Source organism: Herbidospora solisilvae (genome assembly GCF_009901565.1).
In the GTDB taxonomy this organism is placed as follows: Bacteria; Actinomycetota; Actinomycetes; order Streptosporangiales; family Streptosporangiaceae; genus Herbidospora; species Herbidospora solisilvae.
Window position 1 is genome coordinate 20,000 of sequence record NZ_WXEW01000008.1, and the last position, 20,383, is coordinate 40,382.

Sequence of the window (20,383 nt, forward strand, 5' to 3'; positions counted from 1 at the left end):
GCGGCCCGACGGGCTTTCTCTTCTGAGGACACGCCCCCATACCGCACGAAGTCATTTCGTGCTGCCTGGGGGAAATCGTGGCGAGCGTTCCGGCTCCCGCCGAGCGGTTGTCTGCCAAGAGTCTCTATGACCTGATGCTTCAGCAGCGGTCCGTGGTCGAGCGGACTTTCGTCGCGGCTCTCGCGGTGAAGGTGAAGGAGACGACCGGCCGCGTCGCCCGGGAATCCGAGAAACGCGCCTGGGTCAACAGCCTGACCGATCTCTCGCGGTCGCTGATGGACGCGGACCGGGGCAGGCTGGAGGTCTTCCTCGAATTCCCGATGCCGGGCAACAAACGCAGCTCGGCCGACGTCGTCCTGGCCGGATACGATTCCGCCGGCCGGGTGACCTATGTGGTCGTGGAACTCAAGCAGTGGAGCGAGGCCACCCTTTTCGAGGGCAACGACACACTCGTCGACGTGCCGGGGATGCGCCCGCACCAGAGTCATCCGGCCGTACAGGCGAAGGGCTACCGCGACCAGCTGCGATCGACCTGCTCGGCGCTCGACGGCCGCCCCGAGGCGGTGAGCGCCGTCGTCTACCTGCAGAACGCGCGGCGGGACGACATCCGCGACCTCTACCAGAGATCGGTGACCGAGGAGGTGCCGCTCTTCTGCCGAAGCGAACGCGGCGCCTTCGTCCAGTACCTGCGACGGCGGTTCTCCGACGAGCCCGGTCAGTCCGCCGGTGACATCCTGGAGAACGGGGCGATGGTGCCGACCGGCGAACTGCTCGACCGGGCCGCCGACGTGCTGCGCGGACGCGACCAGTTCGTGCTGCTCGACGAGCAGCAGGAGGCCCTCCAACTGGTGCGCCACGACATCCGGACCGCCTTCGAGGCCAACACCAAACGGGTCGTCATCATCACCGGCGGCCCCGGCAGCGGGAAGACCGCGATCGCGCTCTCGTTGCTCCGCGAGTTCGCCGAGGCCCGCGACCGAGTCGCGTATGTCACCGGTTCTCGCACGCTCACCAGGACCTTCCGCCGCGCGATCGGCGGCCGCGACAAGGACGTCGCCGGGCTCTTCCAGTACTACAACGACTACGCCAACGCGCCCAGGAACCGGCTCGACATGATCATCGTGGACGAGGCCCACCGGGTGCGGGCGAAGTCGCAGGACCGCTTCAACGCGGCCCGGCGCAGCGATCGCCCGCAGATCGAGAGCCTGATGGAGGCGGCCCGGGTGCCGGTCTTCCTCCTCGACGAACACCAGGTCGTCAAGCCCGGCGAGGTCGGGACCGTGGCGGCGATCGAGGCGCAGGCCCAGGCACTGAACATCAGGTATCACCGGGTCGACCTCGACGGGCAGTGGCGCAGCGGTGGCAGCGCCGTCTACGACGCCTGGGTCCGCGGCCTGCTCAACCTCGGCGCCGCCGACAGCCAGTGGGACGGCGACTCCCAGGCCTGGCCCTGGCCGGGCGACGAGCACTTCGAGGTGCGGCTCGCCGACTCGCCCGCCCAGATGGAGGAGTTCCTGCGCGCCCGCATGGTCGAGGGCGACACCGCACGGATGACCGCCGGCTACTGCTGGCCGTGGAGCGACCCGAACGACGACAAGACCCTGGTCGACGACGTCGTGATCGGCGACTGGGCCCGGCCCTGGAACGCCAACGGTGACGGTGTCCGCGTCGGCAAGGCGCCCACCAGCCAGTTCTGGGCCACCCTTCCGGGCGGGTTCGACCAGATCGGCTGTATCTACACCGCTCAAGGACTGGAGTTCGACTGGGCCGGGGTCATCGTCGGCCCGGATCTGATCGCCCGCGGCGGTGGGCTCCGCACGGTCCGCGAGGCGAACAGGGACGGCGACCTGGTCAAGCGTTCGGTCACCGACGAGCAGTTCGACCGGCTGGTCCGCAACACCTACAAAGTGTTGTTGACGCGCGGCCTCAAGGGGGTCGTCATCTACGCCTGCGACGACCAGACGAGGGAGCACCTCAGGGCACTAGTTCCGCCAGTAACTCCCTGACGGCGGGGTCCACCGCGTACAGGACGGTTCCGCGCATCCCTCTGGTCAGCAGCACCTTGTAGACGTTCCGGACGAGCTGGTCGAACTCGGCGTCCGGGACGCTCTTGGCGCTCTTGAAGGCGGGGTCGCGGTTGGCGTTCCGCACGGTCGCCAGCGCGCCGTCGCGGACGGTCAGGTCGGGCCCGAGGATGACCCCGGCCCAGTCGTACTCGAAGCCCTGGGCCGTGTAGACGCAGCCGACCTGGCCGAACCCGGCGGGCTCGGTGGCCCACAACATGCTGGGCGGGGCGTCGCCGACGGCCCGGTCCTTCTTGACGTTCCAGGGCCGGGCCCAGTCGCCGATCACCACGTCGTCGACCAGGGTCAGGTCGGAGTTCGGGTTGCTCCACGGCCAGCAGTATCCGGCGGTCATCCGGGCGGTGCCGGGTTTCCCGCGCAGGATCGACTCGAGGTCCCCGGGGCTGCCCGCGAGACGCACCTCGAAGTCGGGGTCGCCCGTCCACGGCGACGGGTTTCGGCCCGACAGGCCCATGAGGTCGAGCACCCAGCGTTCGTAGACTCTGCTGCCGCCGCAGCGGAACTGCTCGTCGAGGCTGACGTGGCTGACGGCATACCCCTTGGATCGGGCGAAGGCCTCGATCGCCTGGACGGTGCCGAGTTCGCCCGGCCGTACGACCTGGCGCTCGTCCAGCAGGAAGACGGGTACCCGGGCGGCGCTCAGCAGCTCGTCGAGCTGCGGGCGGCCGGTCCTCTTGGCGGCCGGGGTGTAGCGGTACGACGAGGTCTCCCTGATGCGGTGGGCCTCGTCGCAGACAAGCACATCGAGCGCGTCGGGCTTGGCGTCGGTGAGGCTGTTGAAGTAGACGAACAGATTCTTGATCCGGCTGCTGCCCTTGCCCGGGTAGCGCCGCATGGTCTCGGTGAACGACTGTGAGCCGGTCGCGTGCAGGGCGGTGCGGCCCTGCCGGAACAGCTCGCCCAGCAGCGACAGGGCGATGACGCTCTTCCCGCTGCCCGGACCGCCGGTGACGATGACGACCCGCTTCTCCTCGGTGTCGACGGCCCGCATCACCAGTTCGAACGCGACCTGCTGCTCGTCGAGGAGGGTGAACTGCTCGCGCTCCCGGATCTCCTTGGCGGCGTGTGCCATGAGCTGGCGGCTCGGCGCGACCGGGCTGCTCAACAGCCGCTCGGCGGCCGCGTCGCCGGGCTCCGGAGCGAGCCTCGACCGCAGGAAGGACCGGAACTTCCCGCGCCGGCTCATGGTGAAGACGTCACCGAGATCGGCGACGTCGAGATCCATGGCGTCGTGCAGGTAGGCGGTCGTGGCGACCGACTCGGGGCTGAGCACGTCGAGGAAGTCGACGAGATACTCGCCGTAGCGGCGTGCCTGCTCGGCCGGGTGGAGGACCTCCCGGCCACCGGTCAGCACGAGATGGCCGCCGAGCTCGGACAGTTCGGCCTGGGTCCACTGCTTCAACTCGACCACGACATACGAGTCGGCGCGGGTCTCCGGATGCACCCCCGCCAGCACGACATCGACGCGGCGGCTGGTGAGCGGCAGTTTGTACTCGGCGAGCAGGGTGACCTCGCCCAGCCCGGCCTGGAGGAGATCCTCCGCCAGCACGGGCAGGCTGTTGCGCCACGATAGCACCTCGGACTTCGACGGCCCCCGGCCGGTGGTGGCCCTCACATGGTCGGCCAGCGCTTCGGCGAACGCCGTCTCAGCAGGGGAAAGCAGGTTCTCGACTGACAGCCGAATCGCCGACACGGGCGTCCCCCAGGCAGCACGAAGTCACTCGTGCGGGTGGGGGCGTATCCGGTCGCCGGAAGCCCGTCGGGCCGCATCACATGGTCATCTTGAGGTTAGCGGAGGGTAGCGTTTGTCGACCTCGTCGATTTTGGCGTGGATCGCGTCGATCAGGTCGACGCCGAGGACGTCGGCCAGCCGGATCAGGTAGGTCGCCACGTCGGCCATCTCCGACTTCACCCGGCCCAGTTCCTCCTCGCCCAGCGACGCCGACTCCTCCGGCGTGAGCCACTGGAACTCGGCGAGCAGTTCGCCCGCCTCGCCCGCCAGCGCCATCGCGAGGTTCTTCGGCGTGTGGAAGGACTCCCAGTCGCGGGCCGCCGCGAAGGCCCGCAGGCGGGCTGCCACCTGTTCGATCTCCGTCACGCCACCAGGCTAGGGCCGGTCGGAATCGGGCCAGACATAGGGGAGATCGTCGGGTTCGTCGCCGAACAGCGGGCGGTAGAAGAGCGGGTCCTTGCGCAGCAGAGCCGACCGGTGGCTCAGGTGGAAACCCGGGTCGCCGAGCCATGGGGGCAGCTCGCCGGCTTCGGCCAGGGCGGCCTGGGAGCGGATGGTCTCGACGCCGGTGAAGCGGACGAGGTCCTGCCGCAGGGTGGCGGCGCAGGTGTCGGCCCGGCCGGTCGAGCACCATCGGTCGCAGATCTCCAGGCCGTACCGGACCAGCGCCTCCTCGTAGCCCCGCCACATCCTGGCCGCCGGGTGGTGCCGCCAGCCGTAGTCGTCGATGGACGTCGCGCGCAGCACCTGGATGGCCTCGACCCGCTGTTTGCCCAGGCGGCGGTCGTCCAGGACCTCGGCGGTCGCGGTGAAGTCGGCGTAGGGCAGGAAGGTCTGCACCGGGTTCACGCTAGAACGAGATGAGTAGGGGGTTACTCAAGCGCGCCGAGGGAGACGGCGCCGACCATGGCGGGCATGGCCAAGAAGAAGGTCGGCGAGATTCGGATCAGCAAGCGGATCGTGCGGATCGGGCACGAGGTGTATCCGCTGGCGAACATCTCCCGTGTGCAGACGCTGCGGATCGTCTACAAGGGGCGGCTCTCCACCTTCCATCCCCTCGGTCAGCTCGTGGTCGTGGCGGCGCTGGCGGCCGCGGCGGCGTTCGTGGCCGAGGAGGTGTTCCCCGAGGCGCGGGAGTACCTGCCCGTCGCGCTCGCCGTCGCCGGGGTCTGTGGCGGGCTGCTGGCGATTCAGTTCCTCTACCGGCTGATCTTCCGGCGGAACAGGTACGCGCTGACGATCGAGACCGCCGGGACGCAGTACACCGCCCTGTGGGGCACCGACCTGGAGGAGATCCGCCGCATCGAGGGTCTCGTCGTGGCCGCGATCGAGGACCCGCCGCCCACGGAGAGGTCGTACACGTTCAACAGTCCCGTGTACGTCGGCAACACCTTCGGGCGGGACACCTTCAACGTCAGCGGCAGTGGCCGTGCGACCGTCAACAACTAGGAGCCGGGGATGGGCGACACCTACTACGGTCGCGACACCTTCAACGTTCACGACCAGGGCAATGTGACCGTCAACAACGGCTCGGTCGACGTGACCGCGGCGGTGGCCGAGTTGCGGGCGCTGATCGCCGAGCTCGGCCGGGCCGGAGCCATCGCCCCCGACGGGTCGGTCGCCGACCCGGGGGCCGTGGTGGCGGCCGTACAGGAGCAGCCGGGACGGCTGAGAGCGCTCGCGACGGCGGTCGCGGGCGGCGCGAAGGACGCCGTGTTGTCGATCGTGCAGGGGGGCGTGGCGTCGCTGATCGTGGCGCTGGTGTCGCGGGCTACGGGGTAGGGCGGTAGAGCGCGGCCACCTCGGCCGCCAGCCGGGCCACCTCTTCCCGCAGTTCGCGGGGTTCGAGCACCTCGACCGACGGGCCCTGCGACAGGAAGTGGCGGGCCGCCTTCGGGATCGACTCGATCGGGACGGTCCGCTCGGCGCCGTCGACCCGGACGACGGCCTCGCCCTGCTGCAGGAAGGCGTGGAACCGTTCCTGGTGGTCGCGCCAGTAGGCCGGGAGGTCGAAGTCGTCCGGCGGCTCGAACTCCTCGGCCGAGGTGCGCAGCGCGAGGATCTGGTCGACCCGGTAGGTACGCGGCCCCGGCCCGGCCACCAGGTACCAGCGGCCGGCCTTCAACACGAGCCCGTACGGCTCCAGCACCCGGTCGACCTCTTCTGGTGCCTTCCACCTGCGGTAACGCACGTAGAGCAGGCGTCCGCGCCAGACGGCGTCGGCGACCGCGCCGAGGAACGGGACCGAGGTGTCCCTGGCGTACCACCCGGGCGCGTCGAGGTGGAAGCGGGCCCGCATGCGGTCGGCCTGGGCGCGCAGGTCGGGCGGCAGGGCGGCGCGCAGCTTGAGCTGGGCCCCGGCCAGCGCGTCGCCCATGCCGAGTTCGCCCGCCGGGCCGGGCAGTCCCGACAGGAACAGCGCCTCCGCCTCGGCCGGGTTCAGGCCGGTCAGGTGGGTGCGGTAGCCGGCGACGAGCTGGTAGCCGCCCTGGTGGCCGGCGTCTCCGTAGATCGGGACGCCCGCGGCGTGCAGGGCCTCGACGTCGCGGTAGACGGTGCGCACCGAGACGTCGAGCTCCTCTGCGAGCTGGGCGGCGGTGCGGCGGCCCTTCGTCTGGAGCAGCAGCACCATCGCGAGCAGTCGGCTCGACTTCACTGACACACCTTGGCAGTGGAGCCTCCTTATCGTCCAGGCATGGCTTTCGCGGAGAAGATCCTCACCGTGCCGCCGCCGATCGAGGTCGGCGGACGCCACGTCAAGCGCTACCACGTGGGCTCCCCGGAACCCCACGTGGAGAGGGCCGCCTACGCGCTGCTGCCGGACCTGCTGCCCGAACCCGACGGCACCCCGCCCGCCTCGTTCGTGGTGCTGCACCGGGGCGGCGACACCGGCGCCTATCTGAACGTCTACTCCTGGGCCTGGGACAACGCCCTGCGCTTCACCGGCGCGGCGGGGGGCCAGCGCTTCCTCGGCTGCCCCGACGACGACCCGGCCCACTTCGTGCGGCTGGCCCCCGACTTCATCGGCTGCGTCTACGAACTGCCGCCGATCACCCATGAGCGCGACGCCTGGGTACGGCACGTGCTCGCCCCCGAACGGCCCGACCTGGCCGCCTACCTGACCGACTCGCTCCCCGAAGGGATGACCGGATGACCGGCTTCGACTTCCTCATCGGCGACTGGACCGTCGCCAACCGCCGCCGCCTGAACTACGTCGACCCCGGCAGCGCATGGGAGGAGTTCACCGGCCACTCGACCTGCCGCCCGCTGTTCGACGGCTCGGCCAACATCGAGGAGATGGTCTGCCCGACCTTCAGCGGCATCACGCTGCGCCTGTTCGACGTCGAGAAGAAGGAGTGGTCCCTCTACTGGTCGAACTCCCGGTACGGCGTGCTCCAGCCCCCCGTCGTCGGCACCTTCACCGGCGGAGTGGGCGAGTTCTTCGGCCGCGACCACTACGCCGGCGAGGAGATCGACGCCCGGTTCATCTGGAACGCCATAACCCCCGAGTCGGCCCACTGGGAGCAGGCCTTCTCCCGGGACGGCGGCGAGACCTGGCTGACCAACTGGACCATGGACTTCACCCGCCGTTAGATCATCGACGGGTAACGTGGATCATGTGACTGAGGTTCGGGAACTGCGGCTGGTCGTGACGGCCGAGAACTACGACGAGGCCCTTCACTTCTACCGCGACGTGCTCGGCCTCCACGAGATCGCCGACTTCTCCTCCGACGACGGCCGGGTCCGCCTGCTGTCGGCGGGCCGGGCCACCGTGGAGATCGTCGACGTCCGCCAGGCGCAGTTCATCGACCGCGTCGAGGTCGGCCGGCGGGTGGCCGGGCACATCAGGGTCGCCCTGGAGGTCCCCGACGCCGAGTCGACGGCGGCGCTGCTGGAGGAGCACGGCGCCGACGTGCTCGCGCCGCCCACCCGCACCCCGTGGAACTCGCTCAACGCCCGGCTGACCGCCCCCGACGGGCTGCAACTCACCCTGTTCGAGGAGCTCGGATGAAAGCGATCAGCCAGGACACGCTGGGCGGGCCCGAGGTCCTGCACGCCGTCGACCTGCCCAAACCGGTCCCCGGAACGACCGAGGTGCTGGTCAGGGTGCACGCCGCCGGGCTCAACCCGACCGACTGGAAACACCGCTCGACCGGCTATCTGATCGGCGAACCGCCGTTCGTCCTCGGCTGGGACGTCTCCGGGGTCGTCGAGGCGGTCGGCAGAGGGGTGGCGATCTACAAGCCGGGCGACGAGGTCTTCGGCATGTTGCGCTACCCCGTCGGACACGGCGCCTTCGCCGAGTACGTCGCCGCGCCGGCCCGCACCTTCGCCCCCAAACCGGCCGCGCTCGACCACGTCCAGGCGGCCGGGGTGCCGCTGGCCGGCCTGACCGCCTGGCAGGCGCTGGTCGACGTCGCCAAGGTCCGCGAGGGCGACGAGGTGCTGGTGCACGCCGCGGCCGGCGGGGTCGGGCACCTGGCGGTGCAGATCGCCAAGGCCCGCGGCGCCTACGTCTACGGCACCGCCAGCACGGCCAAGCACGACTTCCTGCGCCACCTCGGCGTCGACGAGGTGATCGACTACCGGTCGACCGACTTCACCACCGTGTGCGACGGGCTCGACGCCGTCATCGACACCATCGGCGGCGACTACGGGCCGAGATCGCTCACGGTGCTGCGGCCCGGCGGTGTCCTGGTCTCCCTGGTCGCCTCCATGGAGGTCGCCGGCCTGCGGGATCAGGCCGTCGACCAGGGTGTGCGGGTCGAGTCGATGATCTGCGAACCCGACCTGTCGGCGCTGAAGAGCCTCGCGGCGCTGATCGACGCCGGGCGGCTGCGGGTCGCGATCGCGGCGGTCTTCCCTCTGGACGAACTCGGCAGGGCCATGGAACTGGGCGAGTCCGGCCGCACCACGGGGAAGATCGTTCTCACCGTGCCCTGATCTGGCGCGCGGCGATTCCAGGGCCGACACTGGCGGACATGGTCACCCAGCCGTCCGCCCGACGACCGGAACTCGATCTGATCCGGACCGTCGTGGTCTTCGGGCTGATCTTCGGCCACGCGGCGCTGGTGTTCGACGCCGACGACGACTTCTACGTGAAGAACGCCGACACCACCTCCATCACGACGATCCTGGCCGGGTTCGTGGTCATCTGGGCGATGCCGGCGCTCTTCCTCGTCTCGGGTGTGGCGGCCTTCCACTCGCTGCGCAAACGCGGCGCGGGCGGCTTCGTGAAAGACCGGTTACTGCGCCTCGGCCTGCCGCTCGTCGTCGCCGTCGTGACGATCGTGCCGATCCCGCAATGGATCAGGTCCGGGATGACCCAGAGCTACTGGGCGTTCCTGCCGGAGTTCTTCGACGTCCACCTGAACCTCGCCGACTTTCCCTTCGTGCTGGACGGCGAGCACTTCGAGGTCGGCCACCTCTGGTTCGTGGTCATGCTGGTCGCCTGGTCGCTCATCCTGGCCGCGACCGCGCGCTGGATCCCCTCCGACTACGGTTTCCTCGCGCGCCGGGGCTTCGTCCTGCTGCCATTCGTGCCGATCACACTGATCTGCGCCCTCTTCGGCCTGGAGCAGGAGTTCGCGGCCTGGAGCCGGTGGGCCTACCTGCTGTTCTTCCTGTACGGCTACGTCGTCGCCGCCGACGACCGGCTGAGGGCGGCCATGCGGCGAGACGCCCCTCTCGCCGCCCTGATCGGCGGCGTCCTCTTCCCCGTGGGGGCGATCGGCTTCCTGCTCGTCCCCGGCGATCCGATGACCGACATGGTGCCGGCCCACGTCGCCGCCAGGGCGCTCTACGGCGCGGCCTCCTGGTGCCTGTGCGTGGCCATCCTGGGTTTCCTCGACCGGCGCACCTGGACCGAACAGGGCGGCTACCTGATGGCCGCCGCCCTGTTCGTCTACATCGTCCACCAGCCCGTCGTGGTGGTGGCCGCCTACCACGTGGTGCGGTGGCAGGCGCCGATCCCCGTCAAGTACGCCGCCATCGTCGCGGTGTCGTTCGCGGTGACGCTGGCGGCGTACGAGATCGTGCGGCGGGTTCCCTACCTGCGGGAGCTGTTCGGGGTGCGTCAGGCCGGGCGGGCGTAGAAGGCGATGTGCTCGTACGTCCACCCGTCGGCGACCGCCGCGTCGCGGGCCTGCGGGCCGACGACGTAGTTGTGGAAGGCGCCCTTCCTGAGGCGGTAGACGGCGATCGTGCCCGGGGTGTTCTGGTTGACGGCGTAGAAGGTGACGCCCTCGTAGACGTAGCCCGAGCGGTTCACCGCGTTGTCGCGTTCGACGGTGTTGCGGGCGAACAGGCGGTCACCCGTGGTCGGGTGGACCAGCCGGTGGATGGGCACCAGGCCGGTGGCCGCGCGCCCGGAGACGAACAGCGTCACCCCCTGGTCGACGTAGCCGTAGCGGGCCACGGCCTTGTCGGCCTCGCCTCTGCTCAGGGTCAGCAGCGAGTGGCCCTCGGTGGGGTGCGTGACGATGTACAACTGCCTGCGCAGCAGATCCAGCACCGGCGCGACCGTCTGCGACGGCGACGGGGAAGGCGTCGGCGAGGGAGAAGGCGTCGGCGAGGGCGACTTCGACGGCGTGACGGACGGACTGGCGCTCGGCGAAGCGGTAGGCGACTTCGTGGGCGTGGCAGTGGGAGTGGGCGGCGGGGGCGTGGTCTCCACGCTCGGGCCGCGTAACGCGCCCAACGGGACCTTCTTGCCCGGGTCGACGCCGATCGCCGCGGCGACGTCCTCGGGCAGCGGGGCGCCGGCCGAGGCCGCCGGGGAGCCCGACTTCAGCTTGTAGTCGCCGCCGGTGAAGAAGCCCTCCGTGCCCTCCTGGTAGTGGGCGTTGCCCTCGCGGCCGGTCGACCTGAGCTGGGTCAGGCTGGTGAACGCCTGGTCGTTGCCGGCCGGGAGCGCCCACTTCGCCACCTGGGAGGCGGTCGTCGGGCGGTAGTAGCCGTTGTTGTCCATCTGCCCGGCCGGGATCATCTTCGCCGCGCCGACCCGCTTGCCGGACGACGCGCTGTTGGCGTCCACCGTGTCCACGAGGGCGCCCCCGCCGGAACGGCCGGAGAAGATGTTGTTGATCAGGGTCACGTCGGCGGTGTCCCAGGTCACCCCGCGCGCCACCGCGTCGGGGGCGGGGCAGTTGTCGGCGTTGCAGCGGTCGAGGTGGGGCCGGGGGTCCTCGGCGACCTGGATGGGCGAGGCGTTGTCGGCCATGGTGTTGTTATAGACGCGGACCTTGTTCGAGCCGCTGATCTTGAGCCCGAACTGCCCGTTCCCGGCGAGCAGGTTCGAGGCGATCAGCGCGCGTGAGGACACCTCGTAGTACATGCCGTGCTTGGCGTTGCCCCGGGCCACGTTCCGGACCAGCCGCACGTTCTCGCACGACAGGTCGCACCAGAACCCGGCGCCCTGGTTGCCGTCGAACACGTTGTCGCGGATGTTGGCGTTGACGAGGAAGGTCGCCTTCATCCCGGCCCCGGCGAGGCTGGAGACCGCCACCAGGCCGATCTTCTCGGTGTTGTTGCCCGAGACGACGTTGCCGTACATCGTGAGGTTGGCGGCCTTGTGGGAGCTGACGCCCGTGAAGCCGTTGCCGATGATCGTGTTCCCGGCCAGGCGCATGTCGTTCGCGAGCGCCGACACCCCGGCCGCCGCGTTGAGGGTGATCGTGTTGTCCTCCAGCACGACGCCCCTGGCCTGGGAGATGATCGCGGCCGGCTTCTTGCGGTAGTCCTGGCTGGTCGCGTAGTGGGCGAAGCCCAGGCCGCGCAGCACGGAGTTCTCCGAACCGGGCAGGAAGTGCACGGCGTACGGGATGGAGGCCAGTTCGACCCGCGCGCGGGCGGGGTCGCTGCCGAGATAGACGGTGCCGCGGCCGTCCCAGTAGAACGTGCCGTCGGTTACGGCCGCGCGGGAGGTCACCTGCTGGAGCGGCTTGCCGCCGTAGAAGGCCATCTCCGGGTCGCCGCCGACGGTGTTGCCCGTGGTGATGTCGGGCGGGTACACGCAGGCGCTCCGGCAGATCTGCGGGTTCCAGCCGTCGAGGCGCCAGGCGGTGCCGTCGCGGACGAACTTGGCGGCCGGGATGTCGGTGCTGCCCTTGAACCAGGCCTGCTCCCCGGGCGACGACTGGATCGTCACCGGCTTGGCGATGCTGCCCAGGGACTCCCGGTACTCGCCGCCACGGAGGATGATGGTCGTCATCACCCCGCCCTTGGCGCGCTTGAGGGCGGCGGCGACGGTTCGCAGCGGCGCACCCTCGGTTCCCGGGTTGGCGTCGTCGCCCGTGCTCGCCGACACGTGGATCGCGTCTGAGGCGGGCGGGGCCGCGATCGCCTGAGTGGCCACGTCGACTCCGATCGCGCCGCTGACGGCAAGCGAACAGATGACGAATCTTCTATAACGAAGAGGCATAGGCCCTTTCATACCGAGAGGGTCGTGATCGTGTACACAGAAGTTACAAAAACGGCCTGAGTCCCTCAGGTCACAGCGAATGCCTGTATTAACGAGGATTAACCGAGCCGTGCACGACGATCTTCTCCGGGCCGTCATGGCCGCTGCCAGCGCCTTTTCCGAGGCCGGTCGCGACCTTTACCTCGACTTCCATCCCGACGTCCGGCGCTGGTCGCCGATCACCGATCTCGTGGGCACGGTGCGCCTCGGGGTTTCGTACACCCTTCCCGACGGCCGCGAACTGGTCTGTGAGGTGCGGCTTCGCCCCGACGGTCCCGATTGGACCGTGGACGGGACGGTCGACCTCGACGGCGAGGAGTTACTTCTGTTACCCGAAGGTCCGGCGGACCTGCTCGGCGACTACACCGAGCAGGTGCTCGAACCGGCACGACGGCATCTCGACGAGGCCCTCAGAGGGCTCGCAAACCCTGGATGACCTCGCGCAGGATCCGCTCCTCCGGCAACTGGGCCACGGTGGCCTGCGCGCGGGCGCTGATGATGTTCCGGTCGCGCAGACCGCTCAGTAGGATCCTGACCACGTTCAGCGACAGGCCCATGTCGGAGGCGAGGTCGGCGACCGACGAGGGCGACTGGCAGATCCGGACGATCCGGAGCTCCTCCGGGGTGAGCCCCCCGAGCGGCGCTCCCGGCACCGCCCGGATGATCGTCATCAGCTCGAACTCCGGCCCGGTGGGCCGGGTCCGCCCCCGGGTGAGGGTGTACGGGCGCAGCAGAGGTGGTTCTTCGGTCACGCTTCGTCTTCCTCCGCTCGGCGCCAACCGGCCTGGAAGGAAGAGTACAAGTCAGACTTGCCCTGCTCCTCCCGCAGTTGCGGCGCCAGATTCGCCTGCCGGACCCGCCGGGGCAGGTCGGTCTCGGCCGTCGTCGGGGCGCCCGGCGAGTGCCGGCCCGACACGGGCGACAACACCGGTCCCTCGGTCGGCTGGGCCGGCACCAGGCGCTCGGCCGCCGCGATCTGCGCGGGGTCGGGCACGACCACCATCTCGGCCGGGATCAGCACGATGGCCGTGGTGCCGCCGTACGGCGACGGCCGCAGGTTGACCGTGATGTCGTGCCGCTTGGCCAGCCGTCCGACGACGAACAGGCCGAGGCGGTCGCTGTCGGCCAGGTCGAACTCCGGCGGATCGACCAGCCGCTCGTTGATGGCGGCCATCTCCTCGGAGCTCAGCCCGAGCCCCCGGTCCTCGATCTCCAGGACGAACCCGCGCGCCGCCAGGTCGCCGTGGACGGTGACCCGGGTGTGCGGCGGGGAGTAGATCGTCGCGTTCTCGACCAGTTCGGCGATCAGGTGGATGGCGTCGGTGACGGCCGGGCCGACCAGCTTGGCGTGGTGCGGCACGTTGACGTCCACCCGCAGATAGTCCTCGACCTCCTCGACCGAGGCGCGGACCACGTCGAACAGGGCGACCGGTTCCCGCCAGCCGCGCCCCGGGACCGCGCCCGACAGGATGATGAGGCCCTCGGCGTGCCGGCGCATGCGGGTGGTCAGGTGGTCGAGGCCGAAGAGCTGCTCCAGCAGGTTGGGGTCCTCGGTCTGCCGCTCCAGGCCGTCGAGGATGCCGAGCTGCCGGTGCAACAGCGATTGGTTTCTGCGGGCCAGGTTCAGGAACACCTTGTTGACGCCCTGCCGCAGCTGCGCCTGGCCAACCGCCGCTTGGACGGCGGTCGACTGCACCGACGTGAAGGCGTTGGTGACCGTGGCGACCTCGGCGGTGTTGCCGGGCACCTCGACCGGCGGGGTCTCGGCCTTGACGTCGACGTCGTCACCCCGGCTGAGCCGCCGCACGATGTCGGGCAGCCGCCGGTCCGACAGGTCGACGGCCGCGTTCTGCAGCGCGCCGAGCTCGGCGGAGATCCGGCGGCCGAACCTGACCGACACCAGCAGCGTGACCACGAGGGCGATCAACCCGACGACGGCGAGCACGCCGAGCCGGATGAGCACGTTCATGACGGCCGGCTGCATGCGGTTGCCGATCTCGACGCTGGCCTGGCCGCCCAGCTTGTCGAGGGTGATCGAGAGGGCCTCGGTGGTGGCCTGCCAGCGGCCCGCCTCCGGCGGCAGCGGCGTCTCGGGCCGGATCTTGTCGCGGACCGCCCCTTCGAGCTTCACGAAGTCGAGGTAGGCCGGGGACCCGTTCAGCTTGACGTACGGGTCGCGCATCGAGCCTTCGAGGCCGCTGAAGCCGAGGCTGTAGAGCAGCGAGCGCTTGGCGGCCATCTCGACGAACACCTCTTGCTCGCGTTCGCTCATCCGGCCGGTGCCCAGGGTGCCGGCGAGCAGCGCCGACTGCTGGCTGACGATCTCGCGGGCCCGCCCGACCAGCACGACCGCCTTCGTCTGGCCGATCAGGTCGAGGTCGGGGGCGATCATCATGCGGTCGTACACCTGCCAGCCGACCTCGGCGATCTCGCTGTACTGCGTGAGGGCGTCGAGGCGGCCGATCTCCCGGTTCTCCACCTGACTGCGCAGCCCGTCGAGCCGGTCGAGCTGCCGGAGCAGTTCCTGTACGCGGTCCCAGAGCGCCGGCGGCGCGTACTCGCGCCCGGAGACGGCGTGCCCGGCGAGGCCGGCCGCGATCTCGTCGGTGCGCTTCTGCTGGGCGTCGAGGTCGGCGTGGAAGGAGGAGCCGCCACCGAGGTAGGTGACCGACATCAGGCGCTCGTGCTGTAACTCGGTCAGCACGGCGCGTGAGGGCAGGACGATGTGCTCATAGACCATCCCGACGCGGAGGTATTCCCGGCCGGATGTGAGGGTTATAGCCGCGGTCAACGCCCAGATGACCGCGAGAGCGGTCACGGGGGCGAGCAAGACCGCGAAGATCTTGAACCGGATGGAGCGTTTGCGGCCAGCCATGGGACCTCAGCAGAGGGCGAACACATGCGTTAATAGTGGCGAAACAATAGCAACGCGTGAGCTGTGGAACTAGGTGGCGTTCGCAACAAAATGGGGGCTATTCAGGTTTGACACCGATTCGCGGCTTTCCGTGTCGGGGTACCGACTGAAGTTCCGGTCGACGATGACGCTCCGTCGTCCTCGAATCCGTTCGCCACCTGCGCCGATAAGAAATCGATGCCCATTGAGGGTGACGGCGGTCACACTCCGCTGTGTGACCCGCCGGTTGCGAATGTGAGGTAGAACACCACCCGAAAGCAACGTTTCGGTCTACGTGATGGGCGCATGTGGTCAGCGGCGACCCCCGGATGGCCGTCTGCCCGGCGATCTGGTCAGTTGTCGAGCATGACCACCGTGAGGGTGGCGTCGCCCTTGGTGCCGTCGCTGGCGGCGTCCGAGAGGACGGAGCCGAGCCCGTCGTAGGCCGTCGCGTCGATCTTGCGGAGGACCGACGGCCGCGACCAGATGAGGACGTGCTCGCCCGGCGACAACCATGACAGGTCCGTCAGGTGGTCGTAGAGGGAATCGAGGTAGTGACCGAAACCTGGCGGAAAATCGAGGGCGCGGGCGATGGCTTCGAAGGCGGCGGCGGAGGTGACCATTTCGGCGCCGTCGAGGGGGTGGGGGATGCCTCCCCGCTCCTTGACCTCGGCGATGGCGGTGGCGACCCCGACGGTCCGGGGCGCCCGTACAAACCGACTCAACATGGTTGCGGTCTTCCCCGAGAGAGGCGCTTCCCACGTCTCCGGGAATCTTCCGGGTAAAAACAACGGTTCCCATTAACTTATGCACCGCATTTTCGGTGCATTGTCATTGGCCCTGGCCTGGAAAGTCAATGATTCCTGTCAGATCTTTACTGCGCGTCATCAATGCCAGTCGGCGGCAAATCGCTTGCGATCCTGTGTCTAGTTGTCAGACAATCTGACGCATGCACATCTCAGGGCGTCCCGGATCATCCCGGACAGACCGGCCCAGACCCGCTTCAGGCAGTCCTCGTCTCGTGTCTGGTCGGGCGGGTTCACCGTGCGGGCCACGGTCGGTTTTCGGCCGTCTGTGTCTGCTTGGTGCCGGGGCGGGCTCATGAGCGGGGCTCGGGCGGGTTTCGGCGATCCGCCTCTCGCGCTGTTCGTCGTGCTCGCCGCCGTGCTCTGGGGGACCGCCGGCACCGCCGGGACCTTCGCGGCCGCCGGGGCGGTCGCGCTGGCCGCCGCGCGGCTGGTCATCGGCGGCTCGGCGCTGGCCGGGTTCGTGCTGCTCAGAGCCGGGGGGAGGGTCCGGCCCAGCCCAACGCTGTTGCTCGGCGGGTTGTGCGTGGCCCTCTACCAGCTCTGCTTCTTCGTCGCCGTGAACCTGACCGGCGTCGCGATCGGCACCGTCATCCTGATCGGCAGCGGTCCCGTCTTCACCGGCCTGCTGTCGTGGGCGCTCGACCGGCGGGCGCCCTCCCGCCAGTGGATGTGGGGCACCGCCGCGGCGATCGTGGGCTGCGCCGTGCTGCTGCTGCCCGGCGGCGGCACCGTCGACCCGCTCGGCGTCGGCCTCGCCCTGGTCGGGGGCTTCATCTACGCCTCGTACGCCGTCATCGCCGCCCGCGCCATCGTCGCCGGTCACCCCAGCGACGCCGTCATGGCCGTCATGTTCGGCGTCTCGGCCCTGATCATGCTCCCGGTCCTGCTGACCGGCGACCTCTCCTGGCTCGCCGACCCCGCCGGCCTGGCCACGATCCTCTACCTGGGCCTGGCCACGACGGCCCTGTCCTATGTCCTGTACGGCCGGGGCCTGCGCGGCACCCCCGTCGCCACCGCCAGCACCCTGGCCCTCGCCGAACCGGCCGTCGCGGCCCTGCTGGGCGTCGCGGTCCTGGGCGAGACCCTGAGCCCCACGTCATGGGCCGGTCTGGCCATGCTCGCGGTCAGTCTGATCGTGGTGGCCCGGCCGGAAAAAGTAGGCTCTCCGGCGTGAAGCTGCGCCCCGTCTCCACCGTGGAAGCCCTCGCGGACGCCCTGCGCACCCGCATCCTGTCGGGTGACGTCGCCCCGGGCACCCAGTTCCCCGAACAGGAGATCTCGGCGACCTACGGCGTGGCCCGCCCCACGGTCAGGGAGGCCATCGCGGCCCTCGTCCACGAGGGCATCCTGCGACGGGAGCGCAACAAGTCGGCGTACGTGCCCGACTTCACCCGCGACGATCTCGACGACCTCCTCTATGTACGCCGCCCGCTGGAGGACCTCGTCGGCGCCGCCGTGGCCGGGCGGCGGATCGAGGAGGCCCGCCGGGCCCTCGACACCATGGCCGCGCTCCCCGACGACGCCCCCTGGGCCGGCATCGTCGCCCAGCACATGGCCCTCCACGAGGCCCTCGCCAGAGCCGCCGGGAGCCCTCGGCTGCTGCGCCTCTACCTGTCGTTGTCGGCCGAGACCCGTCTCGGGGTGGTGCGCCTCCGGGAGGCGTACCCAGATCGAGATGAAATGGTGACAGAGCACCGCGAACTGCTCGAACGACTGGAAGCGGGAACCCCGCAGGCAGCGGCGAAAGCCGCCCGCGACCACCTCGTCTGGCGCATCTGAGCAAGCCGCGGCCGGCCGGGGCGGCAGGCCATCTTGCCGGACCACCCAAAGCCCGACACAATCGCGCCCATGCACGTGCCGGATACCTACGTGTACGTCACCGAAGAAGGCGTGACCCGCCACTACGCCGACGGCTCCGTCGAGGCGCTGGCGTGGGAGGACGTCATAGAGGTCAGGGTCGGCGGCGTCACCGAGTCCGACGTGCTCATCGTCCTGGAAGACCGCGCCGGCGAGAACTGCGTGGTGCCCCGTTCGGCCACCGACGCGACTTTTCTGGCCCGCCTCCGCTACCTCCCCGACTTCGACCTCGAACGCCTCTCGTGGGCCGTCGAGAACGCCGACGACGGCTTCGTCGTGGTCTGGCGCAGCCCTGATCCACCCCATCCGCTTCCAGATTTGGAATACGACTAGCCAAGATCGCCCCTGAATCCGACATAGAGTGACAAAGAGCGTCTGTTGTCACCTGGGTTTGGATTCAGATCATGAACGGCGATCTGCGCAGTCTCATCGCACGCGTCTGGGAACCGGCCGGCGACGTCGTCCGCGTCACCACGGGAGAGATCCCGCCGGGCTACCGAGAGGCCGAACGCTACTCCTACACCGGCGGAAAACTCCGTCCACGCGGCGTGTTCGCCCTCCACCCGGTGGTCGTCAGCGTCCGCGCCGACGCCGACCCCGGCGAGACGCTGCTCGTCTCCTGGCTCACCGGCCTCCTCGGCCGCGGCCCGCTGCGGGCGACGTTCTCCCTGCGCCCCGACCGCCCGTACGTGTGGCTGCACTCCCGGGGCCGCGCCGTCGCCCGCGCGACGGTCGGCTGGAACACCGCGACGAGCGTCCTGGCCGTCAACGAGGCCGTGACCGTGTCGGCCCTGACCGGCCACCGGCTGGCCCCCCGCCTGCTCGCCGAGTCGCAGTGGCAGGGCCACCCGGTGACCGTGACCTCGTGGACCGGCCGCCCCCACCGCCAGGGCGACCCCGCCCCGGCACCCCAGATCATCAGGGACATCGCCTTCAGCGGCCCCCGCAGCCGGGTGATCCTCGGCGAGTCGGCGTACTGGAGACGCCTGCGCGGCGAGATCATCGCCCTGCGCGACGCCCCCCGCCTGGCCACCGTCGCCGACCGCCTGGCCGACCGCCTGGAACGCTGCTACGGCGACGTCCCCCTGACCTTCGGCCGCTGGCACGGCGACCTGATCCCGGACAACGTCCTGTGGTCGGCCGGCCGACCACACCTCGACGGCTGGGGCCACAGCGCCCCGGACGTGCCCCTGGGCTTCGACATCCTCCACTGGCACTTCCACGCCGCCCTGACGGCACGGGGCGCGTCGTTGCACGAGGCGTCGTCGGCGGCGGGCGTCGCGGCGGTGCGACTGCTGGGCGAACTGGGCGTGCCGAGAGAGGCCCGCCCGCTGGTGGCCTGGCTGTTCCTCCTGGAGACGGCCCTGCGCGCCCACCGCGAACGACTCGACGGATCGGCGTGGAGCCCGGCGATCTACCCCGCGATCATCCACGTGCTCTCAGAGGGCGGCGTCTACGCCGCCCCCTGATGGGGTGCGATTCGGCCCTGTCCACCGATGATCCCTGCTATAGATCTCATAAATAGAGGTCTAGGGGTTGTCTATGTACGTCGCTTGGGGAGACGAATCAGGGTCGGACGCTCGGCTTGATCCCGGCACGTACCTGATGGCCGTTGCCGTCGGCGAGGCCCATGTGGTCCCGCATGTCCGTGAGCAGATGAGAGGGCTTCTGCTGCGGGGTCAGCGCAAAGTCCACTGGCGGGACGAGTCTCACGATCGCCGGCTCAAACTGGTCGACGCGATCGCGGACCTCCCCGTCGAGGGCTTCGTCGTCGTCCGGGTGGCCGGGGAGGCCGATCGGCCGGAACGCCGTCGTCGGAAGTGCCTTGAGACGTTATTCCGGGAGCTGAGCGTCTTGGAATGCGGTGAGCTAGTACTGGAATCGAGAGGTCCGGCCGACGACCGGCGTGACCGCGAGATGCTGGAACACCTGCGGCGTCGGCGAAGCCTCACAGCTCCGTTGCGCCTCTTCCACGAACCTGGTCCCAGCGAACCGATGTTGTGGATCCCCGACGTCCTGTGCGGGGCGGTCGGCCACTCTCGCACGGGAGCCGGGGAGTACCTGGAACGGCTCGCTTCTCGGGTGACCGTGCACCTGGTCCGGGCAGATCACCAAGGTGAGAAATGACGCAAGCCCCGGGCCCTGTCGTCCGGCAGGATCTCCCGAGGCTCACTTCCGGGTCTCACCGCAGTGGACCGTCACTGAATGTAAGGCTAGCCGCAGAAATCGCCCGAGGTCAATTCGTTCGGATAGGTGCGGTCGTGTAGGTGGAGCCACAGATCTACTGGGCGCCGCTCTCCAGCTCCGGATAGCGGTTCTCGCAGGACGGGCAGGCCCATTTCTCGTCGCGGACCTCACACCCGCCCAGCACGAGCCGCTTCTCCTCAAGGGCCCGCTTCAGTTCGTCGGTGAAGTGCGGGTATCCGTACGCGATCGGAACCAGGCGGCTCGTGCCGCACCCCGGGCACAACGGTGGCGAGATCATGTAGGGGTAGACGCCCCGGACACCCCCGAAGTTCGTGTCCGTATGATCACAAAGAGTGACAT

At 69.6% G+C, this 20,383-nt stretch carries 23 protein-coding genes; 14 read left to right on the plus strand and 9 right to left on the minus strand.

Features of this window, described 5'->3' with window-relative positions; all coding sequences use genetic code 11:
* The first annotated feature begins 152 nt into the window (after positions 1-152).
* Positions 153-2,006 (plus strand): DNA/RNA helicase domain-containing protein, encoded by a 1,854-nt coding sequence (locus GT755_RS25930; protein ID WP_202610543.1) that lies wholly within the window; start codon positions 153-155, stop codon positions 2,004-2,006.
* On the opposite strand, the gene GT755_RS41290 is transcribed toward GT755_RS25930, so the two are convergent.
* From GT755_RS41290 to GT755_RS25945, 3 genes are all read right to left on the minus strand, one after another.
* Complete coding sequence (locus tag GT755_RS41290) at positions 1,975-3,777, minus strand: DNA/RNA helicase domain-containing protein (RefSeq protein ID WP_202610544.1); 1,803 nt, start codon at positions 3,775-3,777, stop codon at positions 1,975-1,977. The genes GT755_RS25930 and GT755_RS41290 overlap by 32 nt on opposite strands.
* Before the next feature lie 84 nt (positions 3,778-3,861).
* On the minus strand, positions 3,862-4,182 hold the full coding sequence (locus GT755_RS25940; RefSeq protein ID WP_062338503.1) for a nucleotide pyrophosphohydrolase: 321 nt from the start codon (positions 4,180-4,182) through the stop codon (positions 3,862-3,864).
* A gap of 9 nt (positions 4,183-4,191) precedes the next feature.
* Positions 4,192-4,665, minus strand: coding sequence for an MSMEG_6728 family protein (locus tag GT755_RS25945; protein ID WP_285585823.1), 474 nt, complete (start codon positions 4,663-4,665; stop codon positions 4,192-4,194).
* A 66-nt stretch (positions 4,666-4,731) separates the two neighbouring features.
* Here GT755_RS25945 and GT755_RS25950 point away from each other — a divergent pair, with 66 nt between their 5' ends.
* Complete coding sequence (locus GT755_RS25950; RefSeq protein ID WP_161482248.1) at positions 4,732-5,265, plus strand: DUF6232 family protein; 534 nt, start codon at positions 4,732-4,734, stop codon at positions 5,263-5,265.
* A gap of 9 nt (positions 5,266-5,274) precedes the next feature.
* Positions 5,275-5,598: a hypothetical protein gene (locus tag GT755_RS25955; RefSeq protein WP_161482249.1), complete on the plus strand. Its 324-nt coding sequence runs from the start codon at positions 5,275-5,277 to the stop codon at positions 5,596-5,598.
* Here the strand turns inward: GT755_RS25955 and GT755_RS25960 are convergent.
* Positions 5,588-6,472: a helix-turn-helix transcriptional regulator gene (locus GT755_RS25960; protein WP_161482250.1), complete on the minus strand. Its 885-nt coding sequence runs from the start codon at positions 6,470-6,472 to the stop codon at positions 5,588-5,590. The two genes, GT755_RS25955 and GT755_RS25960, sit on opposite strands and share 11 nt — an antisense overlap.
* A gap of 39 nt (positions 6,473-6,511) precedes the next feature.
* Between GT755_RS25960 and GT755_RS25965 the strand changes: the two genes are divergently transcribed.
* Genes GT755_RS25965 through GT755_RS25985 form a run of 5 tightly spaced genes read left to right on the plus strand, consistent with a single transcriptional unit; the run spans position 6,512 to position 9,911 of the window.
* Positions 6,512-6,970 (plus strand): hypothetical protein, encoded by a 459-nt coding sequence (locus GT755_RS25965; protein ID WP_161482251.1) that lies wholly within the window; start codon positions 6,512-6,514, stop codon positions 6,968-6,970.
* The gene (locus tag GT755_RS25970; RefSeq protein WP_161482252.1) at positions 6,967-7,410 is read left to right on the plus strand and encodes a hypothetical protein; all 444 of its coding nucleotides are present in this window, start codon (positions 6,967-6,969) and stop codon (positions 7,408-7,410) included. Before GT755_RS25965 ends, GT755_RS25970 begins: the two co-directional genes overlap by 4 nt.
* A 25-nt stretch (positions 7,411-7,435) precedes the next feature.
* Entirely contained in the window at positions 7,436-7,828 is a 393-nt protein-coding gene (locus GT755_RS25975) for a VOC family protein (RefSeq protein WP_328794502.1), read from the plus strand.
* Positions 7,825-8,760, plus strand: coding sequence for an NADP-dependent oxidoreductase (locus tag GT755_RS25980; RefSeq protein WP_161482254.1), 936 nt, complete (start codon positions 7,825-7,827; stop codon positions 8,758-8,760). The genes GT755_RS25975 and GT755_RS25980 overlap by 4 nt, the downstream gene beginning before the upstream one ends.
* Positions 8,761-8,798: 38 nt before the next feature.
* Positions 8,799-9,911 carry an acyltransferase family protein gene (locus GT755_RS25985; protein WP_161482255.1) on the plus strand — a complete coding sequence of 371 codons (1,113 nt, stop codon included), beginning with the start codon at positions 8,799-8,801 and terminating at the stop codon, positions 9,909-9,911.
* Here the strand turns inward: GT755_RS25985 and GT755_RS25990 are convergent.
* On the minus strand, positions 9,893-12,172 hold the full coding sequence (locus GT755_RS25990) for a right-handed parallel beta-helix repeat-containing protein (RefSeq protein ID WP_161482256.1): 2,280 nt from the start codon (positions 12,170-12,172) through the stop codon (positions 9,893-9,895). The two genes, GT755_RS25985 and GT755_RS25990, sit on opposite strands and share 19 nt — an antisense overlap.
* Before the next feature lie 175 nt (positions 12,173-12,347).
* Between GT755_RS25990 and GT755_RS25995 the strand changes: the two genes are divergently transcribed.
* On the plus strand, positions 12,348-12,713 hold the full coding sequence (locus tag GT755_RS25995; RefSeq protein ID WP_161482257.1) for a hypothetical protein: 366 nt from the start codon (positions 12,348-12,350) through the stop codon (positions 12,711-12,713).
* Here GT755_RS25995 and GT755_RS26000 read toward each other — a convergent pair.
* The 3 genes from GT755_RS26000 to GT755_RS26010 form a co-directional block, all read right to left on the minus strand.
* Complete coding sequence (locus GT755_RS26000; protein ID WP_161482258.1) at positions 12,688-13,029, minus strand: DUF742 domain-containing protein; 342 nt, start codon at positions 13,027-13,029, stop codon at positions 12,688-12,690. The two genes, GT755_RS25995 and GT755_RS26000, sit on opposite strands and share 26 nt — an antisense overlap.
* Entirely contained in the window at positions 13,026-15,152 is a 2,127-nt protein-coding gene (locus tag GT755_RS26005; RefSeq protein WP_161482259.1) for a sensor histidine kinase, read from the minus strand. The genes GT755_RS26000 and GT755_RS26005 overlap by 4 nt, the downstream gene beginning before the upstream one ends.
* Before the next feature lie 371 nt (positions 15,153-15,523).
* On the minus strand, positions 15,524-15,898 hold the full coding sequence (locus GT755_RS26010) for a barstar family protein (RefSeq protein WP_161482260.1): 375 nt from the start codon (positions 15,896-15,898) through the stop codon (positions 15,524-15,526).
* A 373-nt stretch (positions 15,899-16,271) separates the two neighbouring features.
* Here GT755_RS26010 and GT755_RS26015 point away from each other — a divergent pair, with 373 nt between their 5' ends.
* The 5 genes from GT755_RS26015 (at position 16,272) to GT755_RS26035 (ending at position 19,963) form a co-directional block, all read left to right on the plus strand.
* Positions 16,272-17,153, plus strand: coding sequence for an EamA family transporter (locus tag GT755_RS26015; protein WP_161482261.1), 882 nt, complete (start codon positions 16,272-16,274; stop codon positions 17,151-17,153).
* Positions 17,150-17,758 (plus strand): GntR family transcriptional regulator, encoded by a 609-nt coding sequence (locus tag GT755_RS26020; protein ID WP_328794503.1) that lies wholly within the window; start codon positions 17,150-17,152, stop codon positions 17,756-17,758. The genes GT755_RS26015 and GT755_RS26020 overlap by 4 nt, the downstream gene beginning before the upstream one ends.
* A 69-nt stretch (positions 17,759-17,827) precedes the next feature.
* On the plus strand, positions 17,828-18,169 hold the full coding sequence (locus GT755_RS26025) for a hypothetical protein (protein ID WP_161482263.1): 342 nt from the start codon (positions 17,828-17,830) through the stop codon (positions 18,167-18,169).
* Between the two features lie 71 nt (positions 18,170-18,240).
* Positions 18,241-19,305 (plus strand): aminoglycoside phosphotransferase/kinase family protein, encoded by a 1,065-nt coding sequence (locus GT755_RS26030; RefSeq protein WP_161482264.1) that lies wholly within the window; start codon positions 18,241-18,243, stop codon positions 19,303-19,305.
* Positions 19,306-19,378: 73 nt separating this feature from the next.
* Entirely contained in the window at positions 19,379-19,963 is a 585-nt protein-coding gene (locus tag GT755_RS26035; RefSeq protein ID WP_161482265.1) for a hypothetical protein, read from the plus strand.
* A 154-nt stretch (positions 19,964-20,117) separates the two neighbouring features.
* Here the strand turns inward: GT755_RS26035 and GT755_RS26040 are convergent, their stop codons facing one another.
* Positions 20,118-20,321, minus strand: coding sequence for a hypothetical protein (locus GT755_RS26040; RefSeq protein ID WP_161482266.1), 204 nt, complete (start codon positions 20,319-20,321; stop codon positions 20,118-20,120).
* Positions 20,322-20,383 lie beyond the last annotated feature (62 nt).